Annotated in this window: 15 protein-coding genes; 8 read left to right on the top strand and 7 right to left on the bottom strand. The window is 70.2% G+C overall.

What is annotated here, in order from left to right:
• Positions 1 to 220: 220 nt before the first annotated feature.
• Positions 221 to 2773: an ABC transporter ATP-binding protein/permease gene (locus AQJ64_RS04415; protein ID WP_059202418.1), complete on the top strand. Its 2553-nt coding sequence runs from the start codon at positions 221 to 223 to the stop codon at positions 2771 to 2773.
• Positions 2774 to 2876: 103 nt separating this feature from the next.
• Here the strand turns inward: AQJ64_RS04415 and AQJ64_RS04410 are convergent, their stop codons facing one another.
• From AQJ64_RS04410 to AQJ64_RS04400, 3 genes are all read right to left on the bottom strand, one after another.
• Positions 2877 to 3623, bottom strand: coding sequence for a transglycosylase SLT domain-containing protein (locus tag AQJ64_RS04410; protein ID WP_059202417.1), 747 nt, complete (start codon positions 3621 to 3623; stop codon positions 2877 to 2879).
• Positions 3624 to 3922: 299 nt separating this feature from the next.
• On the bottom strand, positions 3923 to 5062 hold the full coding sequence (locus tag AQJ64_RS04405) for an S-adenosylmethionine:tRNA ribosyltransferase-isomerase (RefSeq protein ID WP_059202416.1): 1140 nt from the start codon (positions 5060 to 5062) through the stop codon (positions 3923 to 3925).
• Positions 5059 to 5757 carry an SDR family NAD(P)-dependent oxidoreductase gene (locus AQJ64_RS04400; RefSeq protein WP_055638757.1) on the bottom strand — a complete coding sequence of 233 codons (699 nt, stop codon included), beginning with the start codon at positions 5755 to 5757 and terminating at the stop codon, positions 5059 to 5061. Before AQJ64_RS04400 ends, AQJ64_RS04405 begins: the two co-directional genes overlap by 4 nt.
• 239 nt (positions 5758 to 5996) lie before the next feature.
• Between AQJ64_RS04400 and AQJ64_RS04395 the strand changes: the two genes are divergently transcribed.
• From AQJ64_RS04395 to AQJ64_RS04385, 3 genes are all read left to right on the top strand, one after another.
• Positions 5997 to 7142, top strand: a complete 1146-nt coding sequence (locus AQJ64_RS04395) for a GAF domain-containing sensor histidine kinase (RefSeq protein WP_055638756.1) — start codon at positions 5997 to 5999, stop codon at positions 7140 to 7142.
• Positions 7135 to 7776, top strand: a complete 642-nt coding sequence (locus tag AQJ64_RS04390; protein WP_055638755.1) for a response regulator — start codon at positions 7135 to 7137, stop codon at positions 7774 to 7776. Before AQJ64_RS04395 ends, AQJ64_RS04390 begins: the two co-directional genes overlap by 8 nt.
• A gap of 160 nt (positions 7777 to 7936) precedes the next feature.
• Positions 7937 to 8176, top strand: a complete 240-nt coding sequence (locus AQJ64_RS04385) for a chaplin (RefSeq protein ID WP_059202415.1) — start codon at positions 7937 to 7939, stop codon at positions 8174 to 8176.
• Between the two features lie 136 nt (positions 8177 to 8312).
• Here the strand turns inward: AQJ64_RS04385 and AQJ64_RS04380 are convergent, their stop codons facing one another.
• On the bottom strand, positions 8313 to 9095 hold the full coding sequence (locus AQJ64_RS04380; protein WP_059202414.1) for a hypothetical protein: 783 nt from the start codon (positions 9093 to 9095) through the stop codon (positions 8313 to 8315).
• A gap of 153 nt (positions 9096 to 9248) precedes the next feature.
• Here AQJ64_RS04380 and AQJ64_RS04375 point away from each other — a divergent pair, with 153 nt between their 5' ends.
• The 3 genes from AQJ64_RS04375 to AQJ64_RS04365 all read left to right on the top strand — a co-directional run bounded on the left by AQJ64_RS04375 (position 9249) and on the right by AQJ64_RS04365 (position 11667).
• Positions 9249 to 10046, top strand: a complete 798-nt coding sequence (locus AQJ64_RS04375; protein ID WP_055638680.1) for an ABC transporter ATP-binding protein — start codon at positions 9249 to 9251, stop codon at positions 10044 to 10046.
• A gap of 88 nt (positions 10047 to 10134) precedes the next feature.
• Positions 10135 to 10569 carry an NfeD family protein gene (locus tag AQJ64_RS04370; RefSeq protein ID WP_055638679.1) on the top strand — a complete coding sequence of 145 codons (435 nt, stop codon included), beginning with the start codon at positions 10135 to 10137 and terminating at the stop codon, positions 10567 to 10569.
• Between the two features lie 150 nt (positions 10570 to 10719).
• Positions 10720 to 11667, top strand: a complete 948-nt coding sequence (locus tag AQJ64_RS04365) for an SPFH domain-containing protein (protein WP_055638678.1) — start codon at positions 10720 to 10722, stop codon at positions 11665 to 11667.
• Positions 11668 to 11783: 116 nt separating this feature from the next.
• On the opposite strand, the gene AQJ64_RS04360 is transcribed toward AQJ64_RS04365, so the two are convergent.
• The 3 genes from AQJ64_RS04360 to AQJ64_RS04350 form a co-directional block, all read right to left on the bottom strand.
• Positions 11784 to 12290 (bottom strand): HNH endonuclease, encoded by a 507-nt coding sequence (locus tag AQJ64_RS04360; protein ID WP_055638677.1) that lies wholly within the window; start codon positions 12288 to 12290, stop codon positions 11784 to 11786.
• A gap of 153 nt (positions 12291 to 12443) precedes the next feature.
• On the bottom strand, positions 12444 to 12983 hold the full coding sequence (locus AQJ64_RS04355) for a YbhB/YbcL family Raf kinase inhibitor-like protein (RefSeq protein WP_055638676.1): 540 nt from the start codon (positions 12981 to 12983) through the stop codon (positions 12444 to 12446).
• 47 nt (positions 12984 to 13030) lie between these two features.
• A complete protein-coding gene (locus tag AQJ64_RS04350) occupies positions 13031 to 13813 on the bottom strand; it encodes a sporulation protein (protein WP_055638675.1) in 783 nt (260 codons plus the stop codon).
• Positions 13814 to 13963: 150 nt separating this feature from the next.
• Here AQJ64_RS04350 and AQJ64_RS04345 point away from each other — a divergent pair, with 150 nt between their 5' ends.
• Entirely contained in the window at positions 13964 to 14614 is a 651-nt protein-coding gene (locus AQJ64_RS04345; protein WP_055638674.1) for a DNA-3-methyladenine glycosylase, read from the top strand.
• The last annotated feature ends 321 nt before the right edge of the window (positions 14615 to 14935 follow it).

Here is a 14935-nt window from a genome sequence, read left to right as displayed (position 1 = left end):
TCCGCGGTGCGGTTCGGCGAAGATCGCCGTATCCGTCCCCCTCGCGTGCGTTTACCACTCTCCGGGGCGATTTCAACCCCGTCAACGGGAACGGCCGATGTGCTCGTGCAAGCTCGTCCCCAGGCCCGACTTTCGGTCAGGGGGCCCGTACTGAAATAGTTCCCGACGATGTTCGACATCCCTAGACTCCCTGTGATGGGGGTAACTCGGGGGACTACTCATGGGGCATGGAGTGCCGGAACTCGTACTGGAATTGAACGGACGTACCTGGACGCTCGATCCGTCCAGGTCATACACCCTCGGACGTGATCCGCAGGGGGACATCGTGTTCGAGGACGCCAGGGTCTCCTGGCGCCACGCCACGGTCAGCTTCAACGGCCGCAGTTGGGTCGTCGAGGACCACGGCAGCACGAACGGCACGTTCGCGCAGGGGCAGCGGATCAGCCAGTTGGAGATCGGCCCCGGCTCGGCGCTGCACCTGGGCAACGCCAACGACGGCCCGCGCGTGACCCTGTCGGGAGCGCAGGCGCCGGTCGCGCAGCCCGCGGCACAGCCTCAGCAGCAGCCTTACGCCGCACAGGCCGCGAACCCCGGCTGGGCCGCCCCGCCGGCCGCCCAGCCGCAGGCCGCGCAGGCCGGCTGGCAGCCGCCGCCGCAGGCCGCGCCGCAGGTCCCGCAGCAGCCGGGGCCGAACGAGCCGTACGCGCAGAACGTGTCCGGTGGGGGCGCGGGGGCGCCGCCGGTCTACGGAGACCGCAGCCCGACCACGTTCCACCAGTTCTCCCTCGGCCGTGTCATGCGCATCGGCCGTGCCCTGGAGAACGAGCTGGTCGTCTCCGACCTCCAGGTGTCCCGCAACCACGCCGAGTTCCGTTCCATGCCCGACGGCAGCATGGAGATCCGCGACCTCGGCTCGCACAACGGCACCTATGTCAACGGTCAGCCGATCCCCAAGGGCGGCACCCAGCTCCTGGGCGCGGCCGACATCGTCGGCGTCGGCCACTCGACGTTCCGGATCGTCGGCGACCGGCTCGAGGAGTTCGTCGACACCGGTGAGGTCTCCTTCTCCGCACGCCACCTCACCGTCACGGTCGACGGCGGCAAGCAGATCCTCAAGGACGTCTCCTTCGGCGTCCCGGAGAAGTCCCTGATCGCGGTCATCGGACCGTCCGGTTCCGGCAAGTCCACGCTGCTCAAGGCGCTGACCGGCTACCGCCCCGCCAACCAGGGCGATGTCCTCTACGACAACCGGAACCTCTACAAGCAGTTCGCCGAGCTGCGCCAGCGCATCGGTCTCGTCCCGCAGGACGACATCCTGCACAAGGAACTGACCGTCAAGAAGGCCCTCAAGTACGCGGCCAAGCTCCGCTTCCCGGCCGACACCACGGCCGCCGAGCGCGAGGCCCGCATCGACGAAGTGCTGCGCGAGCTGAAGCTGGACATCCACAAGGAGAAGAAGGTCACCTCCCTCTCCGGCGGCCAGCGCAAGCGCGTCTCGGTGGCCCTGGAACTGCTCACCAAGCCCTCGCTGATCTTCCTGGACGAGCCCACCTCGGGCCTCGACCCGGGCATGGACCGCGATGTCATGCAGCTGCTGCGCGGCCTCGCCGACGACGGCCGCACGGTCCTCGTGGTCACCCACTCGGTGGCCGAGCTGGCGCTGTGCGACAAGCTCCTGGTGATGGCGCCGGGCGGCGCGGTCGCCTACTTCGGCCCGCCGGAGGAGGCGCTGAACTTCTTCGGCTACGACACCTGGGCCGATGTCTTCTCCGCCTTCGAGAACTACCGCGACTACGACTGGGCGGGCCGCTGGAAGGGCTCGCAGCACTACCAGATGTACGCCGCGGACATCGACGCCGTCGCGCCGCAGTCCGTACAGATGCCGCCCATGCAGGCCATGAAGCCGCCGAAGCCGCAGGGCTGGATGTCGCAGTTCATGACGCTGGTGCGCCGCTACACCTCGGTGATCGTGTCGGACAAGGGCTTCCTCGCCCTGTCGGTGATCCTGCCGGTCGTCCTCGGCGCGGTGAGCCTGCTCATCGACTCGGGCAACAGCCTGCTGCCCAACCCGGTCAACCCCAAGAGCGGCCGGATCATCCCCAACGGCACGGCCACCACGGTCCTGCTGATCCTCGCGGTCGGCGCCTGCTTCGCGGGCGCGGCGAACTCCGTCCGTGAACTGATCAAGGAACGGGTCATCTACGAGCGTGAGCGGGCCACCGGCCTGTCGCGCTCGGCGTACCTGATGTCCAAGGTGTTCGTGCTCGGCCTGGTCACCGTGATCCAGGGGCTGCTGGTCGGTGTCATCGGCTTCTCCAGCCGGGAGATCCCGGAGGAGGGCCTGATCCTCACCAACGCCCCGCTGGTGGAGCTGTGCCTGCCGATCATGGCGCTGGGCTTCACCTCGATGATGTTCGGCCTGATCATCTCCTCGCTGGTGAAGACGGCCGAGAAGACCATGCCGCTGCTGGTCATGTTCGCGATCATCCAGGTGGTCTTCACCGGCTGTCTGTTCGCCCTGAACGGCTCGATCGGCGTCAACGAGTTCTCGTACCTGATGCCCTCGCGCTGGGCGGTCGGCGCGGCCGGCGCCACGCTGGACTTCAACAAGATCAGCCCGCCCAAGGACGGCGGCGACAACGACCCGCTGTGGGAGCACACCGTCGGTGCCTGGAGCCTGGACATGATCGCGCTGATCGCCCTCGGTGTGATCTGCGCCTTCTTCGTGGCCCGCTTCCTGCGCCGGCACGAGCCCGAGGTGATGCGCAAGTAGTCCGTCCCGAACGACGCGAAGGGCGGCACCCCGGACCGGGGTGCCGCCCTTCGGCGTGCGTGTGTGCGTGTGTGTGCGTCCGTGCGTCCGTGCGGACGAAGGATCAGTACGCGCTGTTGACGTTGTCCATGGAGCCGTACTTGTCGGCCGCGTAGTTGCAGGCGGCGGTGATGTTGGCGACCGGGTCGTAGATGTTCCAGGAGGTGCCGGCGACGTGGTAGGCGGTGAACGTCGGCGGGATGACCTGGAGCAGGCCCTTCGACGGGACGCCGTTGACGGCGTTGATGTCCCAGTCGTTGATGGCGTTCGGGTTGCCGGAGGACTCCCGCATGATGTTGCGCTTGATGCCCTCGTAGGAGCCCGGGATGCCGTGCTTCTTCATGATGTGGAGCGACTCACGGATCCAGCCGTCGAGGTTGTTGGCGTAGCTCTTGGCGGCGACCGGCTTCACCGTCACGCGGTGCGTGGAGCGGCTCGCGGCCTGCTTCGCCTTGTGCGCGGCGGCGGCCTTCGCGGCGGCGGCCTTGCGGGCGGCCTCGGCGGCCGCCTGCTTCTTCGCGGCGACGGCCCTGCGCACCGCCTCGGCGGCGGCCTTCTTCTGCGCGGCGGCGTCCGTCGCGGCCTTCTTCTTCGCCTCGATGGCCTCGATCTTCAGGTTCGAGCCGGCGAGCTGGTCGGTCACCGTGCCCTTCACGCCCTGCACCGGCTCGGTGCTGTAGGCGACCCGGGCCGAGGAGACGGCGTCCGTCGTGGTCGTGTGCGCGTCGGCCGGCACCACGGAGAAGGCGAGGGCGGCCGCACCGAGGGTGGCGGCACCGACGATCGCGATCTTGTGAGTGTTCTTGGGCATGGCGAATGACCTCTTCGAAGGAGCGCGGAGGTCGCTCGTCCGACGGTGGACACGGTGCTCTTGGCACGAACGAACGCCGCGGCGGAAACCCGCGGCGCTGAGCGACGAGAGCAATTCTTAGCGGCCGCAAAATGCCCAGGCAAAGGTGTGACCTACGATCCCGGGTAGTGGATCAGGGAAGGGCAAAACGGGACAGACTGGAATGTCTGCCCCGTTCGCAAGGGACCGCTTTCTCTCCTATGTGCCGTAGTACGTGATGTGCGCCCTATGCGAGGCCTCACATCGCCCCACCCTCGTTCTCACGGGCAGTTGCTGAAGCAATGCTCTCCGTGAGGGCCCTCTGCCGGACCCTCCTCCGGCAGGAGGAGATGGACGTCCCCGAACTCGTGCCACAGATAGCGCCCCCGCAGCGCCTCCTCGTACCCCCGGTCGATCGCGGCCCGCCCCGCCACCGCCTCCAGCATCAGCAGATGCGAGGCCTCCGGCTCGTGCAGCCCGGTCAGCAGCCCGTCCACCACCCGCACCCCGCGCCCGGGCGTCACCACGAGGTCCGTCCACCCCTCACGCGCGCGTACGACCCCGTCCGGCCCCATGGCCGACTCCACCGCCCGCACGGCCGTCGTCCCCACGGCGATCACCCGCCCGTCCCCGGCCCGCACGGCGTTGATCAGCCGCGCCGAGGCCTCCGGCACCGAGAACCGCTCGGGATACGGCGGCTCGTGCACCTCCGCCGAAGCCACCCCGGTGTGCAGCGCGACCGGCGCGAACTGCACCCCCCGGCTCACCAGCTCCGCCACCAGCCCCGCCGTGAAGGGCCGCGCCGCACTCGGCATCTCCGCGCTGCCCGCACCGTCGGCCGACGGCAGCGCGAACACCGTCTGATGCACGGACAACGGCTGGTCCCGCTCCGTGTAGGAGTAACGGATGGGCCGCCCGTGCTCCCGCAACAGCCCCGGTACGTCGGCCGCGCCCCGGCCGCCGGCCCCCGCCCCACCGGCCGCCCGTGCCCACCACAGCCGCCCGCTCCCGGGGCTCAGCGGCTCCTCCAGCGTCAGCCGCACACCCCCGGGCAGCCGCACCTCCGTCCCGGCGGGCCCTCCCGCACGCGCGCGTGTCGTTCCCCTCCCGTCCGGATCCCGCAGCTCGACCGCCCACCGCGCCGCACCGCCGTACGCCGCGTCGCCGCGCGTCGAGAAGTGCACCACCACGCGCGCGTGCGCGATCCGCCCGTTCACGGCCGCCGCCAGCGTCGGCGAGGTGTTCACCACCAGCAGGTCCCCGGCCCGCAGCAGACACGGCAGCTCCCGGAACGCGTGATGCGCCGGCTCCGTCCCCCGCGACACCAGCAGCCGTACGTCGTCCCGCTGCCGCCCCGGCCCGCGCTGCTCGGCCGGCACCCGCGCCGACAGCTCCTCCGGCACCCTCACCGCCAGCGTCATCGCCGTCCCTCCAGCAGCGCCGGAGCCGCGTACCGCCCGCTCGCCGGACGCTCGTCCAGCAGCCGCAGGAAGGCCGGCACCACACTGCCCGGCTCCGGACGCGGATCGTCGTCGTCCGGTACGGCCGCCGCGTACAGGTCCGTGCCCATGTCCCCGGGATCCACCGCCCACACCCGCAACCCCGGCTCCTCCTCGCCGAGCACCGCCGCGAGGTGGTCCAGAGCCGCCTTCGACGCCCCGTAGCCGCCCCAGGTCTCATAGGCCTCGGCCGCCGCGTCCGAGCTCACGGTGATCACCGCGCCCGCCCGCGCCGCCCGCAGCAACGGCAGCGCCTCCTGGACCAGCCCCAGCGCCGCCACCACGTTCACCTCCAGCGCCCGCCGCAGTCCTTCCAGCGGCAGCTCGTCCAGCCGTACCAGCGGCTCGGCACCCAGCGCGCTCGCGTTGCTCACCACCAGATCGCACCCGCCCAGCCGCCGGGCCGCCGCCACCAGCGCCGACCGGTGCGCGGGATCCGTGACATCTCCCGCCGGCGCCCGGACCTCCGTCCCGTGCCCCGACACCCGGGCGGCCGTCTCCTTCAGCACCCCCTCGTTCCTCGCGTCCAGCACCAGATCCCAGCCCCGCGCGGCCAGCGCCTCGGCCAGCGCCCGCCCCAGTCCCTTCGAGGCCCCCGTGATGATCGCTACCGGCATGACAACCGTCCCCTCGTCAGCCCGCCTCCGCTCGGCGGTGACCCCAACCTAGGAACCGGACCCACGCCCCCGCCTCCGGCGCGGGACCGGGTCCGCCGGGCCCTTCGACGTACGCCCGCGCACCCCGTCCGGGCGCCCTACGCCGAGGGACCGGGGACCTGCGGCCTAGGACCCCCGCCCTACCCCCGGCCGTCACAGGTCGGATCCGGGCTGTCACACCCCGCCGGTACCGTGAAGACATGAGTCAAGGTCCCCGGTCCGGCCTCGCCGCGGTGAGTTCCGCGCTGCTGGCCATGAGCAGGCATCTCGAGGTGCGCGACGTCCTCAAGACGATCGTCGCCTCCGCCCGCGAGCTGCTCGACGCCCAGTACGCCGCACTGGGCGTCCCCGACGACCACGGAGGCTTCGCCCAGTTCGTCGTCGACGGCGTCACCGACGAGCAGTGGAAGGCCATCGGCCCCCTGCCCCGCCAGCACGGCATCCTCGCCTCGATGCTCCGGGAGGCCCGCCCCGAGCGCCTCGCCGACGTACGCAAGGACCCCCGCTTCGAGGGCTGGCCCTCCGCCCACCCCGACATGTCCGACTTCCTGGGCCTGCCCATCCGCGACGGCGACGAGGTCATCGGCGCCCTCTTCCTCGCGAACAAGAACTGCCCCAAGCCCGAGGGCCGCTGCGGCTTCACCGAGGAGGACGAGGAGCTCCTCGCCATCCTCGCCCAGCACGCGGCCATCGCCCTCACCAACGCCCGCCTGTACGAACGCAGCCGCGAACTCACCATCGCGGAGGAACGCTCCCGGCTGGCCCACGAACTGCACGACGCCGTCGCCCAGAAACTGTTCTCCCTGCGCCTGACCGCCCAGGCCGCCGCCGCCCTCGTCGACCGCGACCCCTCCCGCGCCAAGGGCGAGCTCCAGCAGGTCGCCACCCTGGCCGCCGAAGCCGCCGACGAACTGCGCGCCGCCGTCGTCGAACTGCGCCCCGCCGCCCTCGACGAGGACGGCCTCGTCGCCACCCTGCGCACCCAGATCCAGGTCCTCGACCGCGCCCACACCGCGCGCGTCACCTTCACCAGCCACGGCGTGCGCGCCCTGCCCGCGGCCCAGGAGGAGGCCCTGCTGCGGGTCGCCCAGGAAGCCCTGCACAACGCCCTGCGCCACTCCGGCGCCCAGCACGTCGACGTGACCCTCCGCAAACGCGGCCCCGACACGGTCCTGCGCGTCACGGACGACGGCACGGGCTTCGACCCCACGGCGGTCCGCAGAGCCGGCCGTCACCTCGGCCTGGTCTCGATGCGGGACCGGGCCGGCGGGATCGGCGGCGGCCTGACGGTGCAATCGGCGCCCGGCAAGGGCACCACGATCGAGATGGAGGCCCCCGGTGGCTGACGCAATCAAGGTGCTGCTCGTCGACGACCACCAGGTCGTCCGCCGCGGTCTGCGCACCTTCCTCGAGGTCCAGGACGACATCGAGGTCGTCGGCGAGGCCGCCGACGGCGCCGAAGGAGTCCAGCGCGCCGAGGAACTCCGGCCCGACGTCGTCCTCATGGACGTCAAGATGCCCGGCATGGACGGCGTCGAGGCCCTGCGCCGCCTGCGTGAACTCGACAACCCCGCGCGCGTGCTGATCGTCACCAGCTTCACCGAACAACGCACGGTGGTCCCGGCCCTGCGCGCCGGCGCCGCCGGATACGTCTACAAGGACGTGGACCCCGACGCCCTCGCCGGCGCCATCCGCTCGGTCCACGCCGGCCACATCCTGCTCCAGCCCGAGGTCGCCGGCGCCCTGCTCTCCCAGGAGGAGACCAACTCGGGCCAGGGCAGAGGCGGTTCCCTCACGGAACGGGAGCGCGAGGTACTCGGCCTGATAGCGGACGGCCGCTCCAACCGTGAGATCGCCCGCGCCCTGGTCCTCTCCGAGAAGACCGTCAAGACCCACGTCTCGAACATCCTGATGAAACTCGACCTCGCCGACCGCACCCAGGCCGCGCTGTGGGCCGTACGGCACGGAGTGGCCCGCTGAGAGACAGCCCGGTCCGCTTGTCACTCCATAGCCCTGTCGAGCGAATGATCCGAACGGGCCGTTCCCCCACGGTCTCCCGCACCGTTCCCGATCACTCCCCGTTGATCAGCGCACGACCCGTGGCCGGGTCGGACACGCACACGCAGGAGGATCGCAACCCATGAACATCGCCAAGAAGGCTGCTGTGGCCCTCACCGTCGCCGGTGTGGCCGCCGGTGCCTCGGCCGGCGTCGCTGCCGCCGACTCCGGCGCCGAGGGCGCGGCCGTGAAGTCGCCGGGCGTCGCCTCGGGCAACACCGTCCAGATCCCGGTCCACATCCCGGTCAACATCGTCGGCAACACCCTCAACGGCCTCGCCGCCCTGAACCCGGCCTTCGGCAACACGGGCATCACCAACTGACCCGCGCCGACGACACAGGGCCCCTCACGGCACAGGGCGTGAGGGGCCCTGCCCGTGCGGGCCCCGGGCAGCACAGACCGGCACGACCCAGCCCGTCCGGCGCTTGAGGACGAGTCCGTTCAGCCACCCCCGACGGTCACCCCCGCTCCTGCTCCTCCACATACGCGTTGTAAGCCGCGACCTGCGCCCGCCGAGCCGTCCGCTCCACCGGCCGCAACGCCTCCGCCCGCGCCGCCATCTCGGAGGAACTCACCGCGCCTCCATGCCCCCGATCCACCGCCAGCGACACCAGCAACCCCACCCGCCGCGCCAGCTCCAGCACCCGCACCGCCCGCGGCGGATACCCCGGCGCCAGCACCTCCCGCCCCCGCTCGGCCCGCGCCCGGTACGCGTCGATCGCCGCCTCCGCCACCGGCCCCGACCCCGCCACATCCAGCCTCGACAGCACCGCCGTGGCCTCCCGCAACGCCTCCGCCAGCTCCCGCTCGGCCTCACCCAGCGACGGCACATCGGCCGGTGGAGCCTCCCGCACCGGCAGACAGTGCCACACCACCTCGACATGGACGTCGCCCGCGGGCCCGGCCTCGTCCACCTCCGGCACCAGCCCCAGCGCGACCCCGTGACAGACCACGGCCTCCTGGGCCTCCAGCGCCCGCGCGTTGAACTCCGGCGGCCCGCTCAGGCCCAGCGGATGCCCCGGCGCGGGCAGCGCCACCCGCAGCCCCCGTACCCCCAGCGCCCGCAGCCGGCCCAGCGCCAGCGTCAGCCCGACGGGCGCCGACTCACCGGGCAGCCCGAACACCCGGTGCACGGCGTCCTCCCCGACGACGGCGAGCACGGCGTCGTCCGGCGAGACAAGTCCGGCCAAAAGGGCATTTCCCCAAGCGGCAAGGCGACCAGAGCGCGGTTCCGAGATCATCCCCCCACCCTAAGGACCGGACCGATGGAACGGCCCACCCGGCCGGTGGCGTAGATTTTCCCGAGGGGCCGCGCCCACCCGCGCGCGGCGGTCCAGCCACAGGCACCCGCGACAACCGAGACCGGCCACACTGCAAGGGGAGACAACGCGCTCATGAGCGATGTTCTGGAGCTTCAGGACGTATCGGTGGTCCGCGAGGGCAGGGCTCTGGTCGACCAGGTCTCGTGGTCCGTGAAGGAAGGCGAGCGCTGGGTCATCCTCGGTCCCAACGGAGCGGGCAAGACCACCCTCCTCAACATCGCCTCCACCTACCTCTTCCCCAGCTCGGGCACCGTCTCCGTACTCGACGAGACCCTCGGCGCCCCCGGCACCGACGTCTTCGAACTGCGCCCCCGCATCGGCATGGCCGGCATCGCCCTCGCCGAGAAGCTCCCCAAGCGCCAGACCGTCCTGCAGACCGTCCTCACCGCCGCCTACGGCATGACGGCCGCCTGGCAGGAGGAGTACGAGGCCATCGACGAGCAGCGCGCCCGCGCCTTCCTCGACCGCCTCGGCATGAGCGAGTACCTCGACCGCACGTTCGGCTCCCTCTCCGAGGGCGAGCGCAAGCGCACCCTCATCGCCCGCGCCCTGATGACCGACCCCGAACTGCTCCTCCTGGACGAGCCCGCCGCCGGCCTCGACCTCGGCGGCCGCGAGGACCTCGTACGCCGTCTCGGCCGCCTCGCCCGCGACCCCATCGCCCCCTCGATGATCATGGTCACCCACCATGTCGAGGAGATCGCCCCCGGCTTCACCCACGTCCTCATGATCCGCCAGGGCAAGGTCCTCGCCGCGGGCCCCGTCGAGCTCGAACTCACCTCCCGCAACCTCTCGCTCTGCTTCGGACTCCCGCTCGTCGTGGAACAGGTCGGCGACCGCTGGACCGCCCAGGGCCTGCCGCTGTCCTGACCCCGCCCCGGGGCCCACGGCGGCCCTGCCCCGTTCCTGACCCCGTGCGCCCTGTCCGCAACGGGACATACGGTCCTACCATGACCCTGTGAACGACATCGACGCGTGGGTCTGGTGGCTCGTCGGCGCGGCAGCGCTCGGAATCCCGCTCGTGGTCACCGCGATGCCGGAGTTCGGCATGCTCGCCGTGGGCGCGGTCGCCGCCGCGATCGGCGCCGGCCTCGGCCTCGGCGCGGTCGCCCAGGTCCTCGTGTTCATCGTCGTCTCGGTCGCCCTCATCGCCGTGGTGCGCCCCATCGCGGCCCGGCACAGCGCACAGCGCCCCCAACTCGCCACCGGAGTGGACGCGTTGAAGGGCAAACAGGCCGTCGTGCTGGAGCGCGTCGACGGTTCCGGGAACGGTCGGATCAAACTCGCCGGAGAGATCTGGTCGGCTCGCTCCCTCGACACGGACCGCGCGTACGAAGTCGGTGAGGAAGTCGACGTCGTGGACATCGAGGGGGCCACGGCGATCGTCATCTGACCTTGCACAACTCCCGCACTACGCAAGTGAGGCGAAGGCCTCCCGAGGTACGCGACGGTCTGTCAGACTCGACCAGCAAGATCTTCACAAACGTAGGATCTTCCGAAAGCGCTCGTGGCGGAGAAGCGGAGAAGGGGACGGGGACGCACGATGGAACCGGTCATCATCGTCTTGATCATTCTGGTGGTGTTGGTCTTCATCGCCTTGATCAAGACCATCCAGGTCATCCCACAGGCGAGCGCCGCCATCGTCGAGCGCTTCGGCCGTTACACACGCACCCTGAACGCGGGCCTCAACATCGTGGTCCCGTTCATCGACACCATCCGCAACCGCATCGACCTGCGTGAACAGGTCGTGCCGTTCCCGCCGCAGCCGGTGATCACCCAGGACAACCTGGTCGTCAACATCGACACGGTCATCTACTACCAGGTCACCGACGCCCGCGCCGCGACCTACGAGGTCGCCAGCTACATCCAGGCGATCGAGCAGCTCACCGTCACCACGCTCCGCAACATCATCGGCGGCATGGACCTGGAGCGCACCCTGACCTCCCGCGAGGAGATCAACGCGGCCCTGCGCGGCGTCCTCGACGAGGCCACCGGCAAGTGGGGCATCCGCGTCAACCGGGTGGAGCTGAAGGCCATCGAGCCGCCGACCTCCATCCAGGACTCGATGGAGAAGCAGATGCGCGCCGACCGTGACAAGCGCGCCGCGATCCTCACCGCCGAAGGTACCCGCCAGGCCGCGATCCTCACCGCGGAGGGCGAGAAGCAGTCCCAGATCCTGCGCGCCGAGGGTGAGGCCAAGGCCGCCGCCCTGCGCGCCGAGGGCGAGGCCCAGGCCGTCCGTACGGTCTTCGAGGCCATCCACGCCGGCGACCCGGACCAGAAGCTCCTCAGCTACCAGTACCTCCAGATGCTCCCGAAGATCGCCGAGGGCGACGCCAACAAGCTCTGGATCGTCCCCAGCGAGATCGGCGACGCCCTCAAGGGCCTCTCCGGCGCGATGGGCAACTTCGGCGCCATGGGCGGCGGTTCCGGCAACGGCGGCTCGGACAAGAAGATCCCGGAACGCCGCGAGAAGCCGTCGATCGACTGACGGCTCTTGACAGCAGAGTTCCCCGCACCCCACCTGCTCAAGGGGCGCGGGGAACTGCGCGACAAGCCACGACGAACCCGCGGCCGACGAGGGACAGCACCCCTTACGGCGAACAGCTAGGCCGCGTCCAGCGACAGCCACTCCGGCAGCGCAGCCAAGTCGTCCTGCCCGAGCGCGAGCAGCATCGCGTCCTGAGGACTCGGCTCGAACGGCACCCGCAGCAACGGCATCCCCGCCTGCTCCGGAGTCCGGTCCGCCTTACGGTGGTTGTCCTCCGAGCAGGACGCCACCGTGTTCAGCCAGGTGTCCTGACCACCCTGCGCCCGGGGCACCACATGGTCCACCGTGGTCGCCCGGCGACCGCAGTACGCGCACCGGTGCCGGTCCCTGACCAGCACCCCCCTCCGCGACCAAGGCGCTTGTCTTCGGAACGGCACCCGTACGTACCTGCACAGTCGGATCACCCGAGGCGCCGGTATGTCCACATCGGCGCCCCTCATACGCAGTTCGGGGTGGGCCTGCTCGACGACGGCCTTGTCCTGGAGCACCAGGACGACAGCTCGGTTCAACGTCACCGTAGACAGCGGCTCGAAGCTCGCGTTCAGGACCAGCGTGTCACGCATCCAGCCCACCTCCCCATTGCATCTGCCCGCCCTGCGGCGAGCTCGGATCAACTCTGGACGGGCACGCCGAGATGGACAACGCAATAAAAAATGCCCGCCTCTGATCACTTCCAAGACCAGAGGCGGGCAAACGTTCAATGAACGATGAGCTGACTATCCCTGCGCGGGGTTCTCGTACTCACCGATCAGCTGAGCGCGCGCGATCGCGTGGAACCGCAGGTTGAACCCGACGACGGCAGGCGAGGCGTCGGCATCCGGACCGAGCTTCTCCTGGTCCACCGCGTACACCGTGAAGACGTACCGGTGCGGGCCGTCCCCGGGCGGCGGCGCGGCACCGCCGAAGTCCTTGCCGCCGTAGTCGTTGCGCGCCTGTACGGCACCCTCCGGCAGCCCCTCGAACGTGCCGCTGCCCGCCCCCGCCGGCAGCTCGGTCACCGAGGCCGGGATGTCGAACAGGACCCAGTGCCAGAACCCGCTGCCCGTCGGGGCGTCCGGGTCGTAGCAGGTCACGGCGAAGCTCTTGGTCTCGGCCGGGAAACCCTCCCAGCGCAGCTGCGGCGAGGTGTTCCCCTGCGCGTGGACCTGCGCGGCCTTGAGCGTCGCACCCTCCTCGACGTCCTCGCTCGTCACCGTGAACGACGGCACGGGCGGGTGGAAGTCATGGGGGAGCGGCCGGCGCTTGAGCTCGGTCACCTCGGTACCTCCTGAACGAATGCTGATGGAACTCGGTGATGCCGAGCCTAGAACCAGTTGCGCTTGCTGCCGACCTCGGACAGCCACTGGTTGAGGTACGCCGCCCAGTCGGTCGCGTGGTAGTCGTGCAGACCCACCTGGAAGGACCGGAAGGTGTCGCTCCCCTCGCTGAACAGCCCCGGCTTCTTGTCCATCTCCAGCACGACGTCCATCGCGTGCTCGTCGGCGACGAAGCTCAGTTCGACCTGGTTCAGCCCCCGGTACTGCGACGGCGGGAAGAACTCGATCTCCTGGTAGAACGGCAGCTTCTGCCGCGTACCCCGGATGTGCCCGCGCTCCATGTCCGCGTTCTTGAACCGGAAGCCGAGCTGGAGGAACGCGTCCAGGATCGCCTTCTGCGCCGGCAGCGGGTGCACGTTGATGGGGTCCAGGTCCCCGGAGTCCACCGCGCGGGCGATCGCCAGCTCCGTCGTGACACCGATGTGCATCCCGCGCAGCGCCTGCCCGTCGATCATCGTGACGGGGGTCTCCCAGGGGATCTCCAGACCGAACGGCACCGCGTGCACCGCACCCGCCTGGAGCTCGAAGGCACCGCCCAGCTGCAGCTTGGTGAACTCGATGTCCTGCTTGTACTCCTGGTCGCCGCTCTCGACCTCGACCTTGGCCTGCAGCCCGACGGACAGTCCCTCGATGTTCTGGTTGACGGAACCGCCCTGGATCCGCACCTCGCCCTGGACCACACCGCCCGGGACGACGTTGACCTCCGTCAGCACCGTCTCGACCGAAGCCCCGCCGGCCCCCAGACTCGCGAGCAGCTTCTTGAACGCCATGACTCTCCCTCTACGACTACTTCTGACGGGATCCCTTGATCCCTAGAAACGCGATCCGGACCTGGCCGGTTCCGCGTCCCACACCCTGGCAAGCCGAGTGCCCGCTGACCACCCCGGCGCACCCTTCGTTCTCCACTACGCTCGGAGGGCATGATCGCGACCCCCGACCGTACGCCTCTCTCCAGGGCCTTCTTCGACCGCCCTGTCCTGGAGGTCGCCCCCGACCTCCTCGGCCGCCTCCTCGTCCGTACGACGCCCGACGGTCCGATCACTCTCCGCCTCACGGAGGTCGAGGCCTACGACGGCCCGAACGACCCGGGTTCCCACGCCTACCGAGGCCGCACGCCCCGCAACGAGGTGATGTTCGGTCCCCCCGGACATGTGTACGTCTACTTCACCTACGGCATGTGGCACTGCATGAACCTCGTCTGCGGCCCCGACGGCAGGGCGAGCGCGGTGCTGCTCCGCGCCGGCGAGGTGATCGAGGGCGCGGAGCTGGCCCGCAAACGTCGACTCTCGGCCCGTAATGACAAGGAACTGGCCAAAGGCCCCGCCCGCCTGGCCACGGCCCTGGACGTGGACCGCACCCTCGACGGCACGGACGCGTGCGCCCCGGACGACACCCCCCTCAGATTGCTGACCGGCATGCCGATCCCCTCCGACCAGGTATGCAACGGTCCCCGCACCGGGGTCGCCGGCGAGGGCGGCGACGGGGACGTCCACCCCTGGCGCTTCTGGGCGGCCGACGACCCGACCGTGAGCCCTTACCGCGCGCACGTCCCCAGGCGCCGCCGAAGTTGACTCGCCTTTGACGGGGGCGTAACGTAGCCCGAGCCGCTTGAACCGGGTACGGCATTCGCCAGCAGCCGGAAGCGGCCAACCCACTACCTACGACATCCCTCAGCGGGATCGTTTTCGGCATGCCCGCATGCCTGAATTCGAACTCGCAGGAACTCGATTATGAGTTGCCGAGGGAATCGGCTAACGTAGTGAATGTCGAAAGGCCGACAGGCGAAAGCCGGAAGCCGGAAGACAATCCCGCCGACAGGGAATCGGACACTGAAAAGGTCTGATAGAGTCGGAAACACCGAAGGGAAGCCCGGAGGAAAGCCCGAGAGGGTG

Origin of the sequence: Streptomyces griseoruber (assembly GCF_001514205.1) — a bacterium.
GTDB lineage: Bacteria > Actinomycetota > Actinomycetes > Streptomycetales > Streptomycetaceae > Streptomyces > Streptomyces griseoruber.
The sequence above is the reverse complement of the archived record's forward strand: the minus strand, read 5'-3'. Positions and strand labels throughout refer to the sequence as shown.

Bases quoted from the DNA above. Each gene is read 5' to 3' on its own strand.
- AQJ64_RS04415 (WP_059202418.1), top strand. From the start codon at position 221: ATGGGGCATGGAGTGCCGGAACTCGTACTGGAATTGAACGGACGTACC.
- AQJ64_RS04410 (WP_059202417.1), bottom strand. From the start codon at position 3,623: ATGCCCAAGAACACTCACAAGATCGCGATCGTCGGTGCCGCCACCCTC.
- AQJ64_RS04405 (WP_059202416.1), bottom strand. From the start codon at position 5,062: ATGACGCTGGCGGTGAGGGTGCCGGAGGAGCTGTCGGCGCGGGTGCCG.
- AQJ64_RS04400 (WP_055638757.1), bottom strand. From the start codon at position 5,757: ATGCCGGTAGCGATCATCACGGGGGCCTCGAAGGGACTGGGGCGGGCG.
- AQJ64_RS04395 (WP_055638756.1), top strand. From the start codon at position 5,997: ATGAGTCAAGGTCCCCGGTCCGGCCTCGCCGCGGTGAGTTCCGCGCTG.
- AQJ64_RS04385 (WP_059202415.1), top strand. From the start codon at position 7,937: ATGAACATCGCCAAGAAGGCTGCTGTGGCCCTCACCGTCGCCGGTGTG.
- AQJ64_RS04380 (WP_059202414.1), bottom strand. From the start codon at position 9,095: ATGATCTCGGAACCGCGCTCTGGTCGCCTTGCCGCTTGGGGAAATGCC.
- AQJ64_RS04375 (WP_055638680.1), top strand. From the start codon at position 9,249: ATGAGCGATGTTCTGGAGCTTCAGGACGTATCGGTGGTCCGCGAGGGC.
- AQJ64_RS04365 (WP_055638678.1), top strand. From the start codon at position 10,720: ATGGAACCGGTCATCATCGTCTTGATCATTCTGGTGGTGTTGGTCTTC.
- AQJ64_RS04360 (WP_055638677.1), bottom strand. From the start codon at position 12,290: ATGCGTGACACGCTGGTCCTGAACGCGAGCTTCGAGCCGCTGTCTACG.
- AQJ64_RS04350 (WP_055638675.1), bottom strand. From the start codon at position 13,813: ATGGCGTTCAAGAAGCTGCTCGCGAGTCTGGGGGCCGGCGGGGCTTCG.
- AQJ64_RS04345 (WP_055638674.1), top strand. From the start codon at position 13,964: ATGATCGCGACCCCCGACCGTACGCCTCTCTCCAGGGCCTTCTTCGAC.